At 60.6% G+C, this 20,777-nt stretch carries 23 protein-coding genes; 9 read left to right on the top strand and 14 right to left on the bottom strand.

Going from position 1 to position 20,777, the window contains the following annotated elements:
* A complete protein-coding gene (locus AC2YB9_RS04535) occupies window positions 1-567 on the bottom strand; it encodes an NADPH-dependent FMN reductase (protein WP_487267568.1) in 567 nt (188 codons plus the stop codon).
* Window positions 568-671: 104 nt separating this feature from the next.
* Here AC2YB9_RS04535 and AC2YB9_RS04530 point away from each other — a divergent pair, with 104 nt between their 5' ends.
* Entirely contained in the window at window positions 672-1,052 is a 381-nt protein-coding gene (locus AC2YB9_RS04530) for a DoxX family protein (protein WP_487267567.1), read from the top strand.
* Here the strand turns inward: AC2YB9_RS04530 and AC2YB9_RS04525 are convergent, their stop codons facing one another.
* The 3 genes from AC2YB9_RS04525 to AC2YB9_RS04515 form a co-directional block, all read right to left on the bottom strand.
* Entirely contained in the window at window positions 1,053-1,874 is an 822-nt protein-coding gene (locus AC2YB9_RS04525) for an SDR family NAD(P)-dependent oxidoreductase (protein WP_487267566.1), read from the bottom strand. It lies immediately after the preceding gene.
* 101 nt (window positions 1,875-1,975) lie between these two features.
* Complete coding sequence (locus AC2YB9_RS04520) at window positions 1,976-2,884, bottom strand: pirin family protein (protein ID WP_487267565.1); 909 nt, start codon at window positions 2,882-2,884, stop codon at window positions 1,976-1,978.
* Complete coding sequence (locus AC2YB9_RS04515) at window positions 2,881-3,567, bottom strand: tyrosine-protein phosphatase (RefSeq protein WP_487267564.1); 687 nt, start codon at window positions 3,565-3,567, stop codon at window positions 2,881-2,883. Before AC2YB9_RS04515 ends, AC2YB9_RS04520 begins: the two co-directional genes overlap by 4 nt.
* A 94-nt stretch (window positions 3,568-3,661) precedes the next feature.
* On the opposite strand from AC2YB9_RS04515, the gene AC2YB9_RS04510 reads away from it, so the two are divergent.
* Entirely contained in the window at window positions 3,662-4,606 is a 945-nt protein-coding gene (locus AC2YB9_RS04510; RefSeq protein WP_487267563.1) for an SGNH/GDSL hydrolase family protein, read from the top strand.
* 13 nt (window positions 4,607-4,619) lie between these two features.
* On the opposite strand, the gene AC2YB9_RS04505 is transcribed toward AC2YB9_RS04510, so the two are convergent.
* Window positions 4,620-5,444 (bottom strand): Bax inhibitor-1/YccA family protein, encoded by an 825-nt coding sequence (locus AC2YB9_RS04505; RefSeq protein WP_487267562.1) that lies wholly within the window; start codon window positions 5,442-5,444, stop codon window positions 4,620-4,622.
* Window positions 5,445-5,526: 82 nt separating this feature from the next.
* A complete protein-coding gene (locus tag AC2YB9_RS04500) occupies window positions 5,527-5,841 on the bottom strand; it encodes a hypothetical protein (protein ID WP_487267561.1) in 315 nt (104 codons plus the stop codon).
* A gap of 129 nt (window positions 5,842-5,970) precedes the next feature.
* Between AC2YB9_RS04500 and trmB the strand changes: the two genes are divergently transcribed.
* Together trmB and AC2YB9_RS04490 are read left to right on the top strand one after the other, a co-directional pair.
* Window positions 5,971-6,711, top strand: coding sequence for a tRNA (guanosine(46)-N7)-methyltransferase TrmB (gene trmB, locus AC2YB9_RS04495; protein ID WP_487267560.1), 741 nt, complete (start codon window positions 5,971-5,973; stop codon window positions 6,709-6,711).
* Complete coding sequence (locus AC2YB9_RS04490; RefSeq protein ID WP_487267559.1) at window positions 6,708-7,082, top strand: hypothetical protein; 375 nt, start codon at window positions 6,708-6,710, stop codon at window positions 7,080-7,082. The genes trmB and AC2YB9_RS04490 overlap by 4 nt, the downstream gene beginning before the upstream one ends.
* A gap of 6 nt (window positions 7,083-7,088) precedes the next feature.
* Here the strand turns inward: AC2YB9_RS04490 and AC2YB9_RS04485 are convergent, their stop codons facing one another.
* Both AC2YB9_RS04485 and AC2YB9_RS04480 read right to left on the bottom strand, forming a co-directional pair.
* Window positions 7,089-8,324 carry an MFS transporter gene (locus AC2YB9_RS04485; RefSeq protein WP_487267558.1) on the bottom strand — a complete coding sequence of 412 codons (1,236 nt, stop codon included), beginning with the start codon at window positions 8,322-8,324 and terminating at the stop codon, window positions 7,089-7,091.
* 5 nt (window positions 8,325-8,329) lie between these two features.
* Window positions 8,330-9,712 (bottom strand): GH1 family beta-glucosidase, encoded by a 1,383-nt coding sequence (locus AC2YB9_RS04480; protein ID WP_487267557.1) that lies wholly within the window; start codon window positions 9,710-9,712, stop codon window positions 8,330-8,332.
* A gap of 176 nt (window positions 9,713-9,888) precedes the next feature.
* Between AC2YB9_RS04480 and AC2YB9_RS04475 the strand changes: the two genes are divergently transcribed.
* The 3 genes from AC2YB9_RS04475 (at window position 9,889) to AC2YB9_RS04465 (ending at window position 12,314) form a co-directional block, all read left to right on the top strand.
* Entirely contained in the window at window positions 9,889-10,755 is an 867-nt protein-coding gene (locus AC2YB9_RS04475; protein WP_487267556.1) for a methylenetetrahydrofolate reductase, read from the top strand.
* Between the two features lie 126 nt (window positions 10,756-10,881).
* The gene (locus AC2YB9_RS04470; protein ID WP_487267555.1) at window positions 10,882-11,286 is read left to right on the top strand and encodes a hypothetical protein; all 405 of its coding nucleotides are present in this window, start codon (window positions 10,882-10,884) and stop codon (window positions 11,284-11,286) included.
* 38 nt (window positions 11,287-11,324) lie between these two features.
* Window positions 11,325-12,314, top strand: a complete 990-nt coding sequence (locus AC2YB9_RS04465) for a transposase (RefSeq protein ID WP_487267554.1) — start codon at window positions 11,325-11,327, stop codon at window positions 12,312-12,314.
* 36 nt (window positions 12,315-12,350) lie between these two features.
* Here the strand turns inward: AC2YB9_RS04465 and AC2YB9_RS04460 are convergent, their stop codons facing one another.
* Genes AC2YB9_RS04460 through AC2YB9_RS04440 form a run of 5 tightly spaced genes read right to left on the bottom strand, consistent with a single transcriptional unit; the run spans window position 12,351 to window position 17,258 of the window.
* Window positions 12,351-12,971, bottom strand: a complete 621-nt coding sequence (locus AC2YB9_RS04460; RefSeq protein WP_487267553.1) for a DUF1638 domain-containing protein — start codon at window positions 12,969-12,971, stop codon at window positions 12,351-12,353.
* A 7-nt stretch (window positions 12,972-12,978) separates the two neighbouring features.
* Window positions 12,979-14,886 carry an ASKHA domain-containing protein gene (locus AC2YB9_RS04455; RefSeq protein WP_487267552.1) on the bottom strand — a complete coding sequence of 636 codons (1,908 nt, stop codon included), beginning with the start codon at window positions 14,884-14,886 and terminating at the stop codon, window positions 12,979-12,981.
* Window positions 14,883-15,791, bottom strand: coding sequence for a dihydropteroate synthase (locus AC2YB9_RS04450; protein ID WP_487267551.1), 909 nt, complete (start codon window positions 15,789-15,791; stop codon window positions 14,883-14,885). Before AC2YB9_RS04450 ends, AC2YB9_RS04455 begins: the two co-directional genes overlap by 4 nt.
* Window positions 15,792-15,822: 31 nt before the next feature.
* Window positions 15,823-16,488 carry a cobalamin B12-binding domain-containing protein gene (locus tag AC2YB9_RS04445; protein WP_487267550.1) on the bottom strand — a complete coding sequence of 222 codons (666 nt, stop codon included), beginning with the start codon at window positions 16,486-16,488 and terminating at the stop codon, window positions 15,823-15,825.
* The gene (locus AC2YB9_RS04440) at window positions 16,485-17,258 is read right to left on the bottom strand and encodes an IclR family transcriptional regulator (protein ID WP_487267549.1); all 774 of its coding nucleotides are present in this window, start codon (window positions 17,256-17,258) and stop codon (window positions 16,485-16,487) included. Before AC2YB9_RS04440 ends, AC2YB9_RS04445 begins: the two co-directional genes overlap by 4 nt.
* Before the next feature lie 188 nt (window positions 17,259-17,446).
* Here AC2YB9_RS04440 and AC2YB9_RS04435 point away from each other — a divergent pair, with 188 nt between their 5' ends.
* The gene (locus tag AC2YB9_RS04435) at window positions 17,447-18,886 is read left to right on the top strand and encodes a trimethylamine methyltransferase family protein (protein ID WP_487267548.1); all 1,440 of its coding nucleotides are present in this window, start codon (window positions 17,447-17,449) and stop codon (window positions 18,884-18,886) included.
* Window positions 18,887-18,897: 11 nt separating this feature from the next.
* Here the strand turns inward: AC2YB9_RS04435 and purU are convergent, their stop codons facing one another.
* The gene (gene purU, locus AC2YB9_RS04430) at window positions 18,898-19,764 is read right to left on the bottom strand and encodes a formyltetrahydrofolate deformylase (protein ID WP_487267547.1); all 867 of its coding nucleotides are present in this window, start codon (window positions 19,762-19,764) and stop codon (window positions 18,898-18,900) included.
* A gap of 82 nt (window positions 19,765-19,846) precedes the next feature.
* On the opposite strand from purU, the gene AC2YB9_RS04425 reads away from it, so the two are divergent.
* Window positions 19,847-20,743, top strand: coding sequence for an IclR family transcriptional regulator (locus AC2YB9_RS04425; protein ID WP_487267546.1), 897 nt, complete (start codon window positions 19,847-19,849; stop codon window positions 20,741-20,743).
* Window positions 20,744-20,777 lie beyond the last annotated feature (34 nt).

Here is a 20,777-nt window from a genome sequence, read left to right as displayed (position 1 = left end):
TTAGCGTTCGCTCGGTTGGCGGCTCGCGATCTTCTCGGTGAGCGCAGTCCCCGCACGGAGCAGATCATCACCAGCTACTGCCACGTGATCGGCGGGATGACGGAGCCGATGGTCGGGACCATAGTCGGCCCCCGGTATGACGATTCGGACGCCACCGGTCACGACATCGGCGTGGATGTAGTTCAACACCTCGCTGAGTTGCGCATTGCTGCCCGGCCCCCCTTTGCTGCCATACGAGACGACGAGGACCGGCTTGTCACGCCATTCGGCATACAAGAAGTCGATCGCATTCTTGACTGCCGCCGGATAACCCCCGTTGTATTGCGGCGTGATAAAGACGACCGCGTCGGCTCCCACGACCCGCTCGCTCCAGGTCCTTGTATGGGCGTGAACGTAGTCTCCGTCAGAGGGCTGTTTGGGTTCGTCGAGCAGCGGCAACGCCAGCGAACGTAGGTCGACAACGTCAACCGAGTGGCCGCTCCCCTGCTCAATTCGAGGAACGATGTAGTCGGCAAGTTGATCGCCAACCCGGTTAGGGCGGGTGCTACCGATGAGGGCCAAGATCATGCCCCCAGTCTTGCAGCCGCACCATCGGCCCCGTTTACCGAGCCAAACCACGAACTCAACGGTACAGTCGACGTCGATGGCTCGACCAGACAAGGGGTAGCGTTGTGAATGGTGTTCTTTGGGGTGCAGCAGGGCTGCTTTCCGCCGCATTCCTACTAGCGGGCATGACCAAAATTTTGGTGCCCCGCGACAAACTGATTGCCGGGCCGATGGCATGGGCCGAAGACTTCTCTGCATCGACGGTCAAGTTAGCCGGGCTGCTCGAAGTGCTGGCCGCGATTGGGCTCATCGTCCCGCCGCTGGTCGGCGTTGCCACCTGGCTCGCACCGACCGCCGCGATCGGCTTGATCTGCCAGATGACCGGCGCGTTCTACACCCACATTAGGCGCGATGAGAGCCATTTCTTGCTGTTAAACGCAGTCTTGTTGGTGCTGTCGATTCTCGTTGCTTGGGGACGTTTTGGCCCCTACCCATTCAGCTCCTGATCAGAGTTTGCCAACTCGGCGAGCCAGCGTCGCAAACAACCGCTGATAGCCCGATCCGGTAAGTCGAACGAACGCGTCCAATACGAGCGCGTCAGCGCCAATGAGGATCCGTGGTCGGCCTTTCGCGACACCATCAAGAATGACGTTGGCAGCTTTTTCCGGCGAGGTACGAGCCACCTTGTCAAAGGAGGTTGCGAGATTGTCATGATTACGACCCTCCGCCTGCCCCGCATTGCGTGCGATATTGGTCTTGATGCCGCCCGGATGCACACACGTCACTTTGACCGGTCGTTTGTTGATCAGCATCTCCTGCCGCAGTGATTCAGTAAATCCGCGAACCGCAAATTTTGCCGCGTTGTAGGCGCTCTGCGACGGCATCGCGAACAGCCCGAAAATGCTTGACGTGTTGACGACGTGACCGTCACCGGAGTCGATGAGTTGCGGGAGAAACGCCTTCGTACCGTTGACGACGCCCCAAAAATCAACGTCCATGATGCGGTCGATGTCCTTGAATTCGGATTCCTCAACATCGCCGGTGAAAGCAATGCCGGCGTTGTTAAAGACGAAGTTGGCGTTGCCAAAGCGCTCCTTGACCGTTTCCGCATAGGCGAGGAAGGCTTCACGCTCGGCAACATTGAGCACATCAGTTTTGACCTCACCGCCAAGCGCTGCCGCTTGTCCGGCGGTCTCCTCGACGCTGGCACGGTTCCAGTCCGAAATCGCCACCCTCGCGCCACGACGTACGAGTTCGAGCGTCAGTGCCCGACCAATTCCAGATCCGGCTCCGGTGACAACGGCGACCTTATGGGTGTAATGGGTCATGATGCGTTCCTCTCGGGCGGACGGAAATTCAGCTACTGACGGCACCCCACCACATACCCACGGCATCCGAAAGGCTTCTCAGCCACCAGTGCCCGGATATCTCAACTGTTGACGATTGCCCGTCGTCGGCGTGGAGTCAGCCGCACATTGGGCAGTCCCGGTGCCGGAATGACCTGTCCGCCATGCCCCTCGACGACGCCAAAGCGCGCGCTGCCCCGCTCCCAATCGTCCCGCGCCTCGATAATCTCATCGTGGGTACGGGCGACGAAATTCCACCACATGACGAGCTCCTCGTCGAACGGCTCGCCGCCGATCAGCAGCAGGCTGGCGTGGGTATGGGCCGAGATCGTGATCTGAGTTCGACCGGGGCTCAGATACAACATTTGGGTACGCGGAAGTCCCAGCGAATTGACCGAGACATTGCCCTCGATCGTCATGATCGCGTGCTCAAATGCCGGATCCAAGGTCAGCACCGACGCGCCCTTGCGGACATCAAGTTCGGCTCCGACCAGCGGTGAATACACCGTTGCTGGCGACGTTGCGTCGCCCAAGGTCCCCATAAAAACGGTCGCATCAAAATTGTCGCCATGCAGCACCGGAAGGTCTTTGTGGCGCTCAAACCCTGCCGGTCCGTGACGCCTGTGATCGGGCAGCGCAGTCCACAACTGCACGCCATGGATCGGGCTTGATTCGAGCAGACTGAACTCTGAGTGCGATACACCTTGGCCAGCGGTCATGAGATTCAGCTCGCCCGGCTCGAGCAGGATGTCGCTGCCAAGACTGTCCCGGTGCTGGATGCTTCCGCGCAGTGACCAGGTAACGGTTTGCAGCCCGATATGTGGATGCGGAAGCACGGACATGGCTTCATTGGTCGGGCCAAAATAGTCGACGAAACACCACGGTCCCACGGTCGGCAGATCGCGATGGGGAAGGGTTCGCTGGACCTTAATACCCCGTATGCCACCGAGGGGAACCTCGCGACTCGGCAACAACAGATCTGACCAACTCATAGGAGGAGAGTATTCCGCAACTGGCTCACCACGGCATCTTCAGCGCCAGCTGCGGCAAGCCATCCTTCTGCACCGCCGTCCTGAGCATCCCAAAAATCGAGAACCGCTTCGATTGCTTCAATCGGAACGGCGAGGAAGGCCGGCGGGATCGGCGGCATCGTCCCGCGATCAGGAAGATGCGATAGTCGCGCCGCAATTGCACTTTGCGCGGCCTCACTGGCCATGAAATCAGCAACAACGTGCTCCCGATCCACCCCGACCAAACGCAACAACAACGCGATCGAAACTCCGGTGCGATCCTTACCGGCGGCACAATGGATCAACGCCGGTCCCTCGCTACTACTGACTTCTCGAACAATGCTGACGAGCATGTCAGCGGCATTGTCGATCATGACCTGATAGAGCTCAACGAGCGATCGGGCCGGCTGCATCCCTGGCTTCAAGGAACTCAGGAGCGGGAAGTTCAAGACCCGCGACCCACTCAGACTGAGTGGGTGGACGGCCTCAGACTCCCCCTTTGAGCGCAGATCGATGACAAGTTTGGGCGGCCAGGTGATTTGCGGTTCGACGAGATCATCGGCCAGCGGCATCGCGCTGCGCAGCACCATACCGGGGCGGACGGCAGCGCCATCAAGGGCTGGCATACCGCCAACGTCACGGAGATTGGGAACGTAGTGGGACACGGTTCGAGCATAAGCGTCAGCGCTTGTGACCGGACCCGCTACCTACCCACGGCCTGGAAATCTCGCGCTTGCGATGGAAACTTAGACTGGGTGCATGGTTGGGATTCGTAAGGTCACTACGTCGGCACTCGTCGGCGGTGGCACCTTTGTCACCACATTCTATGGCCTGCTGCTGGGCCAAGGGATGCTCGCAAGGCGCATAATCGGAACGTCCGATGCCCGGCCGCCGCTGCCTGACTCCGAGTTTGGTGCGGATCTGCCCGGCGAGCCCATTACGTGTCTGATTTTGGGTGACTCTGCGGCCGTTGGCTACGGCATGATAAAACTCGACGCGACCCCTCCGGGCCTTGTCGGACTTGGTCTCACCCACCTCCTCGAATGCCCGGTTACGGTCACAAGCGTTGCCGTTGTGGGCGCACGCACGTCCGATCTTGACGAGCAGGTCACCCGAGGGTTGGCGGCAATGCCGCAGGTTGCGCTGATCGTGGTCGGCGCGAATGACGTCGTCAACCGCGTACGAATTAGCGAATCGGCACGTCACCTCGAAGCGGTCGTGCGCCGCCTTGTCGAGGCCGACTGTGAAGTTGTCGTCGGCACCTGCCCCGACCTGGGCACAGTGCGACCGCTGCGCCAACCATTGCGTTCAGTCGCCCGCGCCTACAGCAGACATTTGGCCGCCGCGCAGGCTGTCGCCACGCTCCACGGCGGTGGTCGCACGGTTTCACTCGGCGGGCTACTCGGGCCGGTGTTCGCTTCGCAGTCCGAGATGATGTTCGGCGAGGATCACTTTCATCCGTCCGAAGCCGGCTATGGCCATTTGGTTTCAGTCGTCCTGCCGTCGATCGCTGCCGCGCTGCATGAGCGGGCTATCGATTCGGCCTACGACGCACCCGTCCACCCGCAATCGCCGCGGCAAATGCTGCCGGTCGACGAGGCCGCAACGCAAGCGGCCCAGCACGCCGGTACGGAACTTGTCCAAACCGGCCGCTGGGCCACGCTACGCAGGAGGCGGCGTACGGACGCCGATCTCTCCCACTAACTAATTAGTCTAATTAGTCGCTACCGCGCAGGATTGCGAGGATCCGCAGGATCTCGATGTAGAGCCAGACCAAGGTGACGGTCAGGCCGAAGGCCGCACGCCAAGACTCGGACTCGGGCAGCTGAGCCGCGACGCCGCGCTCAACGTAGTCGAAGTCCATGATCAGCATGAACACCGCGATGACAACTGCAACCGCGGAGACAAGCAGGCCGAGGCCGCCCATGTTGCGCAGTCCGCCATCACCTAGAACGCCGGTGAGGCTGAGCACCATATTGACGAGCATCAGGCCGACGAAGCTGAACATCGCGATCGTGACGACCTTGCGGAACTTGTCCGTGACCTTGATGTTGAAGAACTTGTAGGCCGCAAGCGTGCCAGCAAAAGCAACAATCGTGGCTAGAACCGCTTGGAAGACGATGATCGGGTCGCCGACATAGCTGGAAACGATCTTGGAGAACGCACCGACGAAAACACCTTCCACCACAGCGAAGGCCAGCACCAGCGGTGGGCTGACAACCTTCTTGAACGAGTTGACCATTGACAGGCCGAACCCGATCATCGCACCGCCGAAGGAGAATGCAAACGCCTTGTTGAGCGAGCTTTGATCGGCAATATCACCGATCATGAACCACGCGACGGCGGCGGCAAGCGTGAGCAGCCCGAGCGTGATGGCAGTCTTTTCGACCACCGTGTCGATCGTCATACGACCCTGTCCAGCAGGCTGGACCGGGCTCTTGTCGTTGAGGTCGATCTGCCACTGCGACGGGTTGGTCTGGGCCGAGGTGGCCCGGCCGTTGAACTCGTCATTGCGGGCAAAAACGGGGTTTCTGCTCTGCATGGTTTCCTCCATAGTGCTGCTTCGAGGTGAAGTCTGTGGTCTTACTCTATCCAACGCTGCGCAATCGCAATTTGTGCCCGAATTAGTTGTTGTTCTCGACACCTTTTTTGGGGGTCGCATTGGTTGACAGCACGGCCGGGACCTTCAGGAACGGCGGTTTGGGAGCGTCCGCTTTGGCGTCCCGATCAGCGACCAATTGTCCGTTCGTTGCGGTAATCGTCGAGATTAGTGACAACGGGAACACATTCAATGCTGTCGCCCCAGTCTCCAGCGGAACGGGTGCCCAGGTGCGTCCGTTCGCATCAGCCCCACAATCATCGCCGCATTCGTCGCGGTTCGAATCGAGTTTCGGGGCGAGCGGCCGGCCAGACTGATCGAAGAGTTGGAGATGCTCCAACCCAAGACTTGTGCGATTTCAGCCTGTTTTCCGCAACCAAAAGGGGTCATTTCGAACAAATCTCGCCATCTCGAACAAATCTCGAGGTCAGGAGTGGCCGTGAGATCGGCCTCTTAGTAGGCTGCAGCGGTGGACAGCTCCCCAGATCTCGAGGTCTTTCAACGCCGAGCTGTCTCGTTCACTCGGCGCGGCGGCCGCCTGACCGAACGCCAGCAACGAGCGTGGGATGACATGGCCGATCGGTACGTCTTAGATTTGCCGCGCAGCGACTCCAATACATCAGTCGATCCTGACTGGCGCTTCGATCCAGTCAACGCTTTCGGCCGCGATGCACCGCTCATCGTCGAGATCGGCAGCGGCCGCGGCGAAGCGATCGTGCACGCTGCGGCGGAGAATCCTGACACCGATTTCCTTGCCCTCGAGGTCTACATTCCCGGCATCGCACAGACGCTCGTCTCGATGCGCCACCGGGAAGTCGACAACGTACGGATCGGACTGCTCAACGCCGCAGAAGCACTGGAAACGTCACTCGCGCCGGCCTCGATCGAGGAGCTCTGGGTGTTCTTCCCCGACCCATGGCACAAGTTGCGCCATCGCAAACGCCGACTCGTGACCGACCATTTTGCCCACACGGCGGCGCGCGTACTCAAGCCTGGCGGTGTCTGGCGGCTCGCGACCGACTGGCAGAACTATGCCGACCAGATGCGGGGCGTTCTGATTGCATCCGACGAGTTCGATGCGCCGGCTGATTGGTCACCACGCTTCGAAGGCCGCGTCATGACTCGGTTTGAGCAGAAGGGGCTCGCGGTCGACCGGGCAATCCGTGACCTGTCGGCCGTTCGGCGCGAGCCACGTACGATGTCTGCATGATCGAACCGACCAACGCCGAGAAACTCCGCATTGAGGTCAACGACATCATCTGGGTGATCGCCACCAGTGAAGAAGAGTCCGCACTGCTCGATCCACTGCCCGAGGGCGCCGAGATGTTCGACGAAGCAACCGACGGTATGCGCGTCGCGATCCTGTTCGTCGATGACTGGGACGAACTTCTGGCCGAGGTCGACGAGGTACTGCCGCAGCTCGGCTCTACCCCATCGGTATGGATCTCGCACCGTGCGGACAGCCGCAGCAAGATCGAGCCGACTGCAGTCAGCGGACTCGTTGAGGATTATGGCTGGAAGTGCGTCGATACCGTCCAGCTCGGTGACGCCTGGTCGGCAGTTCGGCTGGAACAAAGCTAACCACGTCTAGGCGACGGATTTAATCCGAACGACCGCGGTTGATCCGATCACACCAATGACTGCCGCAACGACATACAAGACCTGATAGCCGCCCATCACCGTCACGATCGGCGCTGCGATGACCGGTGCCAACACTTGCGGCATCGCATTCGCGATGTTGATCACGCCAAGATCCTTGCCTCGGTCGCCGGCGCTCGGCAGGACCTCGGTGATGATCGCGATATCGACCGCGATGAAAGCACCGAAGCCGATACCGAGGATGATCGCGGCGACGATCGCTGCGGACCACGTCGGGAAGAAGGCAAGGATCAGGGTCGCGACGGCGATCACGACGCCCGCGATCACGACAAAGATCCGGCGCTTGCCGATTCGGTCGGACATCCGGCCGGCAATGACGGCGGTCGCTGCGACCACGACGCTGTAGAGCGCGATCAGGATAAACAGTCCGCTTTCGGGATCTTTCAGTCCGACTTCGTCATCGAGATAGAAGAGCAGATACAGCGTCGCGATCGCATTGCCGAGGTTGACTAGGAACCGCGTGCCCCAAGCCCAGGCGTAGTCCGGATGTTCGCGCGGCGAAATCCAGAACGATTGCAGGAATGCCTTGAACCCGGGCGAATCATCGCGTACGTCGGTCAGCGGCGTGTCGCGGCTGCGAAGAACATACGGGATGACACTGAGCACGAGGAAGACCGCGCACGCGATGTAGCCGGCCCGGAAACCGCCGAACGCGATCGCCAGCCCGACGCCGACGAGTATGCCGAGCGTTTGGCCGAGGCCAAAGAAGCCGCCAACCAACGCACGCTGCCCGCGCGGGACGAGGTCGGGGAGCACCGCGGTGATTGCAGCAAGCATCGCATTGACGGCAGCCTGTACGACACACCAACCGATCACCATTGCGGCAATCGAGGGCGCTCCGGCCAGGAAGATCAGCGCCGCCGCACCGATGATCGAACCACCTGCGATCCACGGAACCCGCCGGCCGAAGCGCGAGCGGGTTCGGTCCGACAATGCGCCGAACAGCGGATTGGAGATCATCGAGACCGCGGCGCCACAGCCCGTGGCAAGGGCGAGAATTGCTTCTTTGTGATCGGGGTTGAAGGCCTCAGCCTGAGTGGCCAACAAGACCTGGATCGGCCCGAAGAATGCAACGAACGTACCGAGATTGACCAGCGTGACGACGAGGATCCAGCCGCGGGAGACCGGCTCGACCGGTTCGGCCGTGGCGCTCATGGCACTCATGGCACTCAACGATGCGAACCGATCAGATCGCGATACCAACGGTAGGAGTCTTTGGGACGACGTTGCTGGTTGGCATAGTCGATGTGTACGAGACCGAATCGTTGAGCGAAACCTTCAGCCCATTCGAAGTTGTCCATTAGCGACCACTGGAAGTAGCCGCGTACATCGACACCAGCATCGATCGCGTCCTTGACCGCGGCTAGATGGGTGGCCAAGTAGTCGATTCGACGGGTATCGGCGATCCGTCCGGCGGCGTCCGGCTCATCGTTGATTGCGGTGCCGTTCTCGGTGATCATGAGCGGCGGGAGCTTGTCGCCATAACGCTCCTTCATGCCGGTGAGGAGATCGGTGAAGCCGGCCGGGACGATCGGCCAGCCGAAGTCGTTCTTGGCGTAGCCCTCGATGTCAACAAAGGCGAACGGCAGGTCCGGCGGGAGTTCGGCGCCGTCGACCATCGAGGCCTCATGCGAATGCCCGGGGGCGCCGACTTGCAAGGGGTTGTAGTAGTTGATGCCGTACCAGTCCAACGGCGTTGAAATGATGTCCAGATCACCAGACTGATAGCCCGGGAAGGCTTCCTCCATGCCATCGGTGGGCCAACGCCCGAGCAGGACTGGGTCAGCAAAGAGACGGTTGTGAAGTAGATCGTAGAAATCGGCTGCGGCTTTGTCCTCATCACTGTCGCCCGCGGCCCAGATGGGGGCGTGGTTGTTGGCGATACCAATGCTGTCGGCGCCGGCCCCACGCAACGCAGCGACCGCCTTACCGTGCGCCAACAGCTGATGATGCGCGACCGACAACGCATCGAAACCGAGCGACTTGCCGGGCGCATGGACGCCGATCGCATGACCCATCAAGGTCAAAACGACCGGCTCGTTGACCGTGATCCATCGGTCGATCCGATCGGCGTACCGCTCGCCCATGATCGTGGCGTAGTCGGCGAAACGGTCGGTGATTTCCCGGTTGAGCCAGCCGCCGTTGTCTTCGAGTGCCTGTGGTGTGTCCCAATGAAACAGCGTCGGGGTCGGCGCGATGCCAGCTTCAAGCAGCCCGTCGACGAGCCGGTCATAGAAGTCGAGTCCCGCCGCATTCGTCGCACCCGATCCATCGGGCTGTATGCGCGACCATGCGAAGGAGAATCGATAGGCATCGACGCCAAGATCCTTCATCAGGGCGATGTCCTCGGGGTAGCGATGAAAGTGATCACACGCGACCGCACCAGTATCGCCGTTGCGAATCTTGCCCGGCAACGCACAGAACGTGTCCCAGCTGGTAGGTCCACGACCGCCCTCGTCGACGCCCCCTTCAAGCTGATAACTCGCAGTCGAAACGCCCCAAATAAAGTCCGGTCCGAATGCTCCGCGTAGTGACTCGGTCAGCTCTGCCATTCTGTTCTCCCTCAACGCCATCGCAGCTGGGCGACGGGATCAGCATCGGACCTCACCCTACGGCTAGCTCGCCTGATTGTCAGGAATTTCAGATGCGTACGGAAATGCTATTGCCCGATGATTCACACACAGATAGTCTGGAGTCCCTTGGTGCGTATCACGAAACGAGTTGCCTTATGCGCAACAATCTTGCGAAGTTAGAAATGCGGCGACTGCTGGTCGGCGCACGGTATGAAGTGCTGCCCACACCCTCGATAGAGGAAAACATTGTGGCCGCGATCCCCGCCGGGCAAATGCTCACCGTGACCGCATCAACTGGCAAGGGTTTAGCTGCCACACTCGACCTCACCGAACGTCTGGCCGGCCATGGCTATCGGGCGGTGCCGCATCTGGCCGCACGCATGATCAGCGGCCGCAAGGAGCTCGAGGAGATCGTTGCGCGGTTGCTCGAATGCGGAGTCGATACCGTATTCGTCCCCGCTGGTGACGCCGATCCTGCGGCCGGCGATTATGCCGGTTCGATCGACTTGTTGCGCGATCTGACCGATCTAGGCCGACCATTCGCGCATGTCGGCGTGACTGGCTACCCGGAGTCGCATCCGACGATCCTCGATGACGTCACCGTCCAAGCCATGTGGGACAAGCGTGAGCACGCCGACCATGTCGTCAGCAATATGTGCTTCGATATCGAGGTTGTGTCCGCCTGGATCAAACGGGTTCGCTCCCGCGGTGCCGCGATGCCGATCCTGATTGGCATGCCCGGCCCGATCGAGCGTACAAAGTTATTGTCGATGGCAACCAAGATCGGGGTCAGTGAATCGGCTCGGTTCCTATCAAAGAACAAGTCCGTATTCGCCCGGATCGCGACACCCGGTGGCTACAGCCCCGAACGATTCATCGAACGGTTGGCGCTAACCACCAGCGATGCCAGCACACGGGTGGACGGCCTCCATCTGTTCACCTTCAATCAGGTCGCCCAGACACACAACTGGCGCCAAGAGATGATCGCCAAGATCGACGCCGGCGAAACCGTACGCCACTAACCGCCAGTCCCCAAGATTTGGCGGCTAAACACCCAAAATCCGTCAGAAATCCCTTCAAAATGGGAGGATTCCCTCTTTGCCAGGCTGGTTGTGAGTCAGTTTCGCGATTGGTGAAGGAGCTGGGTGGTGACGGCAGGGATGGGGTTCACGGCCGATGAGGTCCGGGAGTTTGTGCATGAGTATCACGTGCAGCCGTTCGGTCAAAAGTCTGTTTGGTTGGCGGCGCAGGGTGTCTCGTATGACTGTCTGCGAAAGTGGCGATTGGCGGTGTTCGAGGGCGATCTGGACCGGCGGCTGATCCCGCGAGAAGGTAGTCCTATGACTATTCCACCGGCCAAGCGGACGGCGTTGGAGAAGCAGCGGGCTGCTGAACGCGCAGCGCACGAGGCCCAGATCGTGAAGCTCAACGAGCGGATTCGTGAGCTTGAGGGCACCAATGATGCGTTGGGAAAAGCTATCGGGCTCTTGCACGCGATGAGCGGACACGAGCCCGACGAAACCCCGCAGATGAACGATCCATCCGATTCCTGAACGCTGAGAACGAGCTCGTCGCCGATCTGACCTGTCAGGTGGGGTCGCAACGTCAGGCGTTGGAGTTGGCTGGTGTGTCGCGGTCGACGTGGCACTACCGGGCCAACCCGCGCGAGCTGACCGCTGACCCGGTGCCGCAGATGGATCGGGCCTATCGGTCCCGCATTAGTGCGGCTGACCGTGCCCTGATCGTCGAACGGATCAACACTGCGTGGACGGTCGGGAACTCAGTCGATCACGCGTTCGCGACCGCTTGGGACGCCGGGGTGATGCTCGCGTCCCGAAGGTCATGGTGGCGGATCGCGGCCGACATCGAAGATCAGTCAGCACGGCCCGACGTGCCCACCAAACATCGCAGCAAGACGCCGCGGGAGATGCCGGCGCTGGAAGCGACCGGCCCAGGACAGGTCTGGTCCTGGGACATCACCGATCTGCGCAGCCCGTGGCGTGGTGTCGCGTTCAAGGGCTACTCAATCATCGATATCTATTCGCGCAAGATCGTCGGCTGGCGGGTCGAGGAACGCGAGGTCGACGATCTGGCGGTCGACATGTTCGAGCACGCCTTCGGCGAGCACGGGCTGCCGCGGGCCGTGCACGCCGATTCGGGGCCCGCGATGCGCTCAAACGTCCTCAAGGACCTGCTGGCCGATCTAGGCATCGATCGGACCCACAACCGGCCCAGGGTGTCGAACGATAACCCGTTCTCCGAGTCAGAGTTCCGCACCATGAAATACCGGCCGAACTATCCGGGCACCTTTCCTGACCTGCAGGCCGCCAGAGCTCACATGACGTCCTACGTGCCCTGGTACAACAGCCAACACAAGCACTCCGGAATCGCACTGTTCTCACCCAACGAGGTCCACGACGGCAGCTGGCGCGAACGCTGGCAACAACGCGACCGAGCCCATCAGGCCTACTACGACGCGCACCCCGAACGATTCCGTACCCGTCCCAGCACGCCGACCCCCGCCGACACCGTTGGCATCAACCTCCCCAAAGACGACCCTCAACGACTCCAAGCAGCTTGACAACGCCCGAAATCGGCCAAATCTTGGGGACGGGGACTAGAGCTCCAGAAGATCGCGCATTGCGGCGTCGAGGCCGCGGAGTCCGACGTCGATCACGGTCAGCGGCAGACGGAGGAATTCCGCCGCATCCAACGCAAGTGCGCGGAGCTCAGCATCGGGCTTCTGCGCCAACCAGACGACTTTTCCATAGTGGCGGAAGTAGTCCTCGTGCAGCTCGGGGTAACGATCGAGCCCCAACTCCTGGATCACGGTCCGCTTGAACGAGCGCACCAAGAAATCGGTCAATACATACGTGCCGGCCTGCGCGTCGAAGATCTTCCGCATCCGCTCGGCACCGCCATAGACGTCGTAGCAATGCAGCCCCTCGAGTCGGCGGACACCATACTTGTCGCACACGTCATCCAACGCGCCGTACGTCCCACAATCCGCGTAGCCGATCGCGACGGTCGAATAGGTGGCACGCAGTTCGATCAGCAACGGCTCGATCTCGGCCGCGATCTTCTCCGGATGGTTATGCAGGAGCGGCGGCAGCGGATGGATATCGACTGGCCATTCGTTGCGTGCGACCACTTCGGCTATCGGCTGCGCGATTGCACCACACGCGATCACCACGGCACGTCCGTTGGTCGGATGGTCCAGTAGATCGCTAGCCGCCAAACTGGGCTCAGTCAGGGAAGGCGAGGAGATCGACGAAACGGTCGTTGAAATCCTTACGGTCGGAGAGTTCGACATACGCCACCTCTTTCAGCAGCGCTTCCGCGCCTGCACGCTCGGCCTTGCTCAGCAGCGTCATCTTCGCGCCTTCACCAGCTACGTTGCCGGCGCTAACAATTCGCATCACTGGGAGTTTGGGCACCAGGCCAATGCGGATCGCGCTCGCCGGTGAGAGGTACGAGCCGAACGACCCGGCCAGCAATACTTGCTGGATATCACGTTGAGTCACGCCCATCTCGTCGAGCAGGAGCGTCCAACCGGTCGAGATCGCCGCCTTGGCGAATTGCAACTCGCGGACATCGCGCTGCGAGATGTAGACCGATTCAGAGACATCGCCCTCAGCACCAGACCAGTGGAGTACGAACACGCGCTCCTTGCCGACCTGGGTGAGACGGGGCACCAGTTTCGGGACGATTTCGGTGGCCGCCTCGATCGAGATCAAACGGCCACTGCGGTCCAGCAGCCCCATCTTGACGAGCTCAGCCACCGCATCGACGAGGCCCGAGCCACACAATCCCACCGGTTCGATATCGCCAATCACCTGGAGTTGGACATCATCCTCGGTGAGTTTGACGACTTCGATCGCCCCGTCGGAGGCGCGCATACCGCATTTGATCTGCCCGCCTTCGAAGGCAGGCCCAGCCGGAGCTGCGGTCGACAAGATGCGTTCGCCGTCGCCGAGGACGATCTCACAGTTGGTTCCAACATCGATAAACAGCCGCAGCCGCTTGTCACGATCCATGCCCGAGGCGAGCGCACCGGCAACGATGTCACCGCCAACATAGGCGCCGAGCGCGGGATGTATGTAGGCCGGCGCTGAGGGATGAATGTCGACGCCGATATCGGCCGCGCTGACCGCCGGCGCCATCCGGGAACTCAGGATGAACGGAGCGACGCCGAGCGGTTCGGGATCGATACCAAGCAACAGCGCCACCATCGTCGCATTGCCCGCAAGCGCTACCTCGTAGATCTCGCGTCGATCAAGGCCCGACTCGGTGCAAACGTTATCGGTCAGCTCGGCCAAGGTGTCCTTGGCCAGCTGAGTGAGTTTGGGCAGGACTTCGGGGTCCATCATGGTCGAACTGATACGCGTGATCACATCACCGCCGAAGGGCTGCTGCTTGTTAAGCATCGAGGCCACCGCGACCGGAGTGCCAGTCGCCGTGTCGAGCAAGGTCGCGACCACGGTCGTGGTGCCGAGATCGAATGCCAACGCGTGATGCACCGCAGACGTGTCACCGGGCTCGATATCGATCAAGACCGAATCAACGATGACCGCCGTCACCTTCCAGTTGGCGGCACGGATGACTGAGGGTATGCGGCGCAGCGCATGCAGATCGACGGTGAGTTCCAGATCGTCGATCGCCGCCAACAGCCGCTCGACATCAGGTACCTGATCGGCCAGCGTCGGCTCCTCAAGCTCGACATAACGCTTCTGGATCGCCGGCCGAAGGATCACCTGGCGCCCGACGCCGACGGTTGCCGCCTTGGGCCGGGTGACCAGTGGTGGTACCTCAATTTTGAGATCGGTCTTGGCGGCGATTCGGCAGGCCAGCCGCCAGCCTTCGTCGAGTTCATCCTGCTTGAAGGCTCGCTCATCCATCGGTGTGACCGGGACTGAACCTTCGAGCACTTTGACGATGCACTTCTTACAGGTGCCGTGGCCGCCGCAGGTCGAATCGATCGCGATGCCATTCCAACTGGCGGCATCGAACACCGTCACTCCGGGCGGAACCTTAAAGTCACGCCCCGCCGGGGAGAAGCTCAGCCGAACTCGACCGGCCCCTGCCGATGGGTCGTCGTCTTCATCGACTTCATCGGCATGGACGACGCGAGATCGACCCGGAACAACACTCATGAGGCTGCTTCGACCCTTTCGGTCACAGACTCAGCCTTCGCGGCGGCTTCAGCAGCGGCTTTCTTGCTGCGGAAGTCACCGATCCAGGCCATGCCCCACTCGTCATTGCCCATAACAACGTCGGCGGCCTTGACCGCTCCCACCATGGCGGCGCTGCGCGAATCCATGATCGCGGAGGTGAGCCCCGAAGCAATTGCCATCGGCAGGAAGGCCGCGCCAAGTTCGTTGCGCCCGGGCATCCCGAAGGAGTTATTGCCTGCACCGCAGGTCGTGTTGACGCCCCAGCGCTCGCGGATGGTCGCGCACGTCGTGAAGAATGATCGGCCGACCTGTGGGTCAGCGCCGATCGGCATCGCCAGCGGATCGATCAGGATGTCCTCGATCGGGATTCCATACTCGGTGGTGGCGACGTGGATGATCTTCTCGATCAACACGAGCCGACCCTCGGGCTCCATCGGGATCTCCTTGTGGTCATTGGGCAGCGCAATGACCGCAGCACCATACTTTTTGACCAGTGGCAGAACCTGTTCCATCCGCTCATCCTCGGCGGTGATCGAGTTGACCAGCGCCCGGCCTTGATAGACCGAAAGGCCCGCTTCGAGCGCGTCGACGACCGAGGAGTCGATACAGATCGGCAGATCTGTCAACGTCTGGACCATCGTGATCGCACGGCCGAGCAGTTCGGGCTCATCGGTCAGCGGTACACCCATGTTGACGTCAAGGATCATCGCACCGCCGGCCACCTGCGCCGCGACATCCCGCTCGATCGCCGACATATCGCCAGCGCGCAGCTGCTCCTGAAAGATCCGACGACCGGTCGGGTTGATGCGTTCGCCGATGATGCAGAATTTTTGGTCGCCACCGATGATGACTTCCTTGGTTGCCGAGCGGATTATCGTATGCACGTGCTGCTCCTGATGGATTAGTGGCGGCCGGTCAGGCCGGGACTTTGGCGCGGCGTTCGGCGATAAGCGCCTTAGCCTTCTTGACCGTTGCGGAAGCATCCGGTGCATATGCATCGGCGCCGACCGCATCGGCATACTCCTGGGTCACGGGCGCGCCGCCGACCATCACGATGACCTGATCCCGCATTCCGGCCTTCTCAAGGGCATTGATATTGGCCTTGAACATCGGCATCGTGGTGGTGAGGAAGGCCGAGAAACCGACAATGTCGGGGTGGTATTCATTGATCGCCTCGATGAACTTCTCCGGCGGCACCTGAACGCCCAGATCGATCACTTGGAAGCCCGCACCTTCGAGCATGATGTTGACGAGGTTCTTGCCGATGTCGTGGACGTCGCCCTTGACCGTGCCCATCACGAAGGTCCCAACGGTTTCAGCGCCTAGATCAGCGAGTAACGGGCGAAGCAGGTTGAGCGCGCCACTCATGGCCCGGCCTGCGATCAGCATTTCTGGGACGAAGAAGTCGCCTCGTTCGAACCGTGCGCCGACCTCCTCAAGCGATGGGATGAGTGCATCGAACAACAGCGTCTCCGGGCCCATGTCCAAATCAAGGCCCATCTGTGTCAGCTCGAGAACGCGCGGAGCGTTGCCGACAAGGGTGTCGTCGTACAACGACTGCAGGATTTCGTCAGGAGTCATTTGCGGGAACCTTTCAGGGTGGTGGTATTCCGTGCACGACGTGCGAGGAGTGTGCTGAGCCGATTCGATTCTTCAATCATTAATTCGGCGAACTGCGTCACGGATTCTTCAATCCGAAACGCCGGGCCGGACACCCCGAGTGCCGCAATGATGTGGCGATCCGGACCGAAAACTGGGGTGGCAAGGCCATCGAGGCCCTCTTCGAGCTCGCCGTTGGTAACTGCGAAGCCGCGCTTGCGTATGACGTCGAGTTCTTTCGCGAGCGTCTTGGGTTCGGTGATCGTGTTCAGCGTCGACTGCTCGAGTCGCCCCTTTGGCAGCGGCAGCGAACCGAAGGCATACATGACTTTGCCGAGCGCCGAGGTATGCGGCGGCACGTCCATGCCGACCCAGTTCATCGCACCGAGCATGTAAGTGGAGTCGATCTGCGAGACCTGGACGACCGTATCGCCGCGGGCCACCGCGAGGTTGACCGTTTCTCCCGTCGCCTCGGCGATGCGCTCAAGAGTTGGGTTCGCGGCGGCAACGAGCGCTTCGATGCGATCGAATCGAGTTGCGTAATGGGCAAACAATGCCCCACCGCGAAAGGCACCGTCACGATCACGTTCGAGCAATCCATTGCGCTCAAGACCCTGTAACAGTCGCGATGTCGTCGACCGCGCGAGGCCGGTTTGATCGACGATATCGGTATATGTCACCGGGCTGTCTGAACGAACCACCAATGACAGCAACTCGGCGGCTCGATCGAGCGACTGGGTTCCACTTGTCATCGGACTGACACGCCTTTCAAAACGATTGTCGGGAAGGTCTTCCCATATCGGTTCGAGTTCCATATTGTGGAACCGAATTCCCATAACATGAGAGTAGAATCACATTGTCTCCCCGGTCAAGGGAAATCGCTCAGCACTTTTAATGCTTATTGATTCGGCGCACCGCCCGATGGACACCTGGAGGTCCAATGTTCGAGAACAAGATGCCCCATTACGAAATCCTGTCCGAGGATGCGATGGCATCGATCGAGGCCGCGTGGCGCCGGCTCATCTCGGAAGTCGGCGTCGAGTTCATGCACGACGAAGCGCTCAGATTGTTCCGCGAGGCCGGGCAGAAAGTAGAAGGAAACACCGTCTTCTTCGACCCCGATTGGGTTCTCGAGCAGGTTGCTAAGGCGCCCAAGGAATTCGACATCCAGGCCCGCAACCCCGCCAACAACGTTCACATTGGCGGCAACAAAATGGTGTTCGCCGGCGTCTACGGTCCCCCGTTTGTCCGCGAGGGCGCGATCCGCCGCGACGCCATGATGGAGGATTTCCGCAATTTCACGAAGCTCGCGCAGACTTACCCCGAGCTCGACTCCGCTGGCGGCATCATTTGCGAGCCGTACGACACACCGCTCGACTCACGCCATCTCGACATGCTGTTTGCGCTGCAGACGCTGACCGACAAGATCTACATGGGCAATGTCGTCTCCGGCGTCAATGCCCGTGACACGATTGCGATGAGCGAGATCCTCTTCGGCGGCCGCGAGGCGATTGAGAAGACGCCCGCGTCGATCTCGCTGATCAACTGCAACTCGCCGCTGAAGTGGGACGACCGGATGCTCGAGTCGTTGTTCGAATATGCGGCTGCCGGCCAGGCAATCATCCCGACACCATTCATCCTGCTCGGTGCCATGTCGCCGGTCACGATTCCGGCCGCGCTTGTTCAGCAGATCACGGAGGCCCTCTCGGGCATCGCGTTGGCCCAACTCGTACGCCCCGGCACCCCGGTGCTGTTCGGATCATTCCTCTCCAACATCGACATGCAGTCGGGTTCGCCTTGCTTCGGCACCCCCGAGTCGGGCATTGGGCTGCTCTGCACCGGCCAGATCGCACGCCGCTTCGGCCTACCGTGGCGTTCGGGCGGCGGACTCACCTCCGCGCACCAAGTCGACGCGCAGGCCGGCTATGAGTCGTTGATGACGCTCATGCCGACCTTCCTCGCTGGCGCCAATTACGTCTTGCATGCCGCTGGCTGGCTCGAGGGCGGTCTTGTGGCCGGCTACGAAAAATTCATCATGGATGTCGAACTTCTGCAAATGCTGCGCGCGGAGTTCACGCCATTGGAGATCGACGAGGCATCGCTGGGGTTCGATGCGCACGTCGAGGTCGGTCACGGCGGCCACTTTCTCGGCGCCGAGCACACGATGGAGCGCTTCCGCACCTGCTTCCACCGGCCGTTCCTGTCCAGTTCGGACAACTTCTCCAAATGGACCAGTGGCGGTCAGCTCGACACGAACCAACGCGCCGGGATCATCTACAAAAAGAAGCTCGAAGAGTACGAAGCGCCGCCAATGGATGAGGCCATCAAGGCTGAGCTGAAGGAATACGTCGACCGCCGCCGCACTGAACTCGGCGACTAACGCCGTGAGTCCTACGGGAAGACGATGACGCGGGAATCAGCGATGATGAGGCGTTGCTCGGTGTGCCACTTGACTGCCTGTGACAACACCTGTGCCTCCATCTCCCGGCCGGCCTGAACCGTCTCGTGCGGCGTCATCCGGTGATTGACCCGTGTCACGCCTTGTTCGATGATTGGGCCCTCGTCGAGCTCTGCGGTCACGTAGTGCGCGGTCGCGCCGGTCAGCTTCACGCCGCGGGCATGCGCTTGGTGGTACGGTCGTGCGCCTTTGAAACTGGGCAGGAATGAATGGTGGATGTTGATCGCCCTACCCTCAAGTTGCTTGCACAGATCATCGGACAGCACCTGCATGTAGCGCGCGAGGACGACTAGATCGATGTCGAGTTCGTCGACCAATTCCAACAGCCGCGCTTCGGCCTGCGACTTGGTCTCCTTCGTGACTGGCACGTGGTAGAACGGGACGTCATACGTTCCCGAGAGCCGCTCAAAATCACGATGATTCGACACGACCGCCGGGATGACGATGTTGAGCGATCCGCTGCTCTGGCGAAACAGCAGATCGTTGAGACAATGCCCATACTTCGAAACGAGAACCAGGGTCCGATAGGGAACGCTGGTCGAATACAACTGCCAGTCCATGCTGTGCTCAGCGGCGACCGGACCGAATGAGTCACGCAGCTCGTCAAGGCTGACCGTGCTGACCTCGAAATGAACGCGCATAAAAAATTTGTGGCCCAGACTGTCATCAAATTGCTGGGAATCAAGGATGTTTCCACCGGCCCGCATGAGCCAAGATGAAACGGCAAAAACTAGTCCGGGACGGTCCATGCAGGACAGTGTGAGTACGTAGGTGGGGGTGGCATTCTCATCGTTCGCCATGTGTATTCCTCGCTGTGACTACGGTGTTCCGGCCCACGTGGTCAAACTCCCGCTGTTGTGAATTGTGCAATAGTGTCGTGTCATGAGCAACAGTTCTGCAGGATTTGATGCAAAACAGCTTGACGCTAAACGGTCTGCGGCGAAACAGCAGGTGTCCGCGCCCTTGAGCGATAAGTCCAGTTCAGCCAAGCCCATCACTGGCACCGTGCAATCGGTGGATCGCGCTGTCAGCATCCTCGAGATGCTTGCCCACGACGGGGAGTCCGGAGTCACCAAGATCGCACTTGAGCTCGGCGTTCACAAATCGACGGCATTCCGGCTGATTGCGTCACTGGAACGGCGTGGCCTCGTCGAGCAGAACAGCGAGCGCGGCAAATACCGCCTTGGGGTCGGCATCCTGCGATTAGCAGGTGCAACTACCGCGCGGCTCGACGTCGTCCAGGAAGCCCGTCCGCTGGCGAGAACCTTGGCCGCTGAGACCGGTGAAACGGTCAACATCGCAGTGCTATCCGAGGGTGCGGCTCTCTATCTGGATCAGATCACTGGCGGGTCTTCACTCCAGCCGCACAATTGGGTCGGCCAGCGCATACCGCTGCATGCAACATCGAACGGCAGAATGCTGCTGTGCGGGCTCACCGATGAACAGATCGCGAGCCAAGTTGGCCAAAAATTTCGCTCATATACGCCGACCACTACCGCAACGCTAAAACAACTTCTCATCGAGGTCGAGAAGGCTCGCCAACTGGGATATGCCATCGTTGCTGATGAACTTGAAATCGGTTTGACGGCCGTTGCGGCAGCGCTGCGCAACGCCCATGGCGACGTCATCGCGTCGCTTTCGGTGTCCGGACCAACGTTTCGATTCGATGAAGCAAAGGTTTTGCTCGCGACGAAATTGGTCATAGAAACCGCGGAAGAAGTGTCAAAACGGCTCGGTTGGCGGCAGAGTAATCGGCCCTCCGAAAAAATCAACCCTTGACGAACGGAAGCCCTACATCCAGAGTTGTTGCGTA

The organism is Aeromicrobium changchenzhani (assembly GCF_057586615.1).
The sequence above is the reverse complement of the archived record's forward strand: the minus strand, read 5'-3'. Positions and strand labels throughout refer to the sequence as shown.

Excerpts from the sequence above, each read along its gene's own strand:
- AC2YB9_RS04535 (WP_487267568.1), bottom strand. The coding sequence starts at position 567 with ATGATCTTGGCCCTCATCGGTAGCACCCGCCCTAACCGGGTTGGCGAT.
- AC2YB9_RS04525 (WP_487267566.1), bottom strand. The coding sequence starts at position 1,874 with ATGACCCATTACACCCATAAGGTCGCCGTTGTCACCGGAGCCGGATCT.
- AC2YB9_RS04520 (WP_487267565.1), bottom strand. The coding sequence starts at position 2,884 with ATGAGTTGGTCAGATCTGTTGTTGCCGAGTCGCGAGGTTCCCCTCGGT.
- AC2YB9_RS04510 (WP_487267563.1), top strand. The coding sequence starts at position 3,662 with ATGGTTGGGATTCGTAAGGTCACTACGTCGGCACTCGTCGGCGGTGGC.
- AC2YB9_RS04505 (WP_487267562.1), bottom strand. The coding sequence starts at position 5,444 with ATGCAGAGCAGAAACCCCGTTTTTGCCCGCAATGACGAGTTCAACGGC.
- AC2YB9_RS04490 (WP_487267559.1), top strand. The coding sequence starts at position 6,708 with ATGATCGAACCGACCAACGCCGAGAAACTCCGCATTGAGGTCAACGAC.
- AC2YB9_RS04485 (WP_487267558.1), bottom strand. The coding sequence starts at position 8,324 with ATGAGTGCCATGAGCGCCACGGCCGAACCGGTCGAGCCGGTCTCCCGC.
- AC2YB9_RS04480 (WP_487267557.1), bottom strand. The coding sequence starts at position 9,712 with ATGGCAGAGCTGACCGAGTCACTACGCGGAGCATTCGGACCGGACTTT.
- AC2YB9_RS04475 (WP_487267556.1), top strand. The coding sequence starts at position 9,889 with ATGCGCAACAATCTTGCGAAGTTAGAAATGCGGCGACTGCTGGTCGGC.
- AC2YB9_RS04455 (WP_487267552.1), bottom strand. The coding sequence starts at position 14,886 with ATGAGTGTTGTTCCGGGTCGATCTCGCGTCGTCCATGCCGATGAAGTC.
- AC2YB9_RS04445 (WP_487267550.1), bottom strand. The coding sequence starts at position 16,488 with ATGACTCCTGACGAAATCCTGCAGTCGTTGTACGACGACACCCTTGTC.
- AC2YB9_RS04440 (WP_487267549.1), bottom strand. The coding sequence starts at position 17,258 with ATGACAAGTGGAACCCAGTCGCTCGATCGAGCCGCCGAGTTGCTGTCA.
- AC2YB9_RS04435 (WP_487267548.1), top strand. The coding sequence starts at position 17,447 with ATGTTCGAGAACAAGATGCCCCATTACGAAATCCTGTCCGAGGATGCG.
- purU (WP_487267547.1), bottom strand. The coding sequence starts at position 19,764 with ATGGCGAACGATGAGAATGCCACCCCCACCTACGTACTCACACTGTCC.
- AC2YB9_RS04425 (WP_487267546.1), top strand. The coding sequence starts at position 19,847 with ATGAGCAACAGTTCTGCAGGATTTGATGCAAAACAGCTTGACGCTAAA.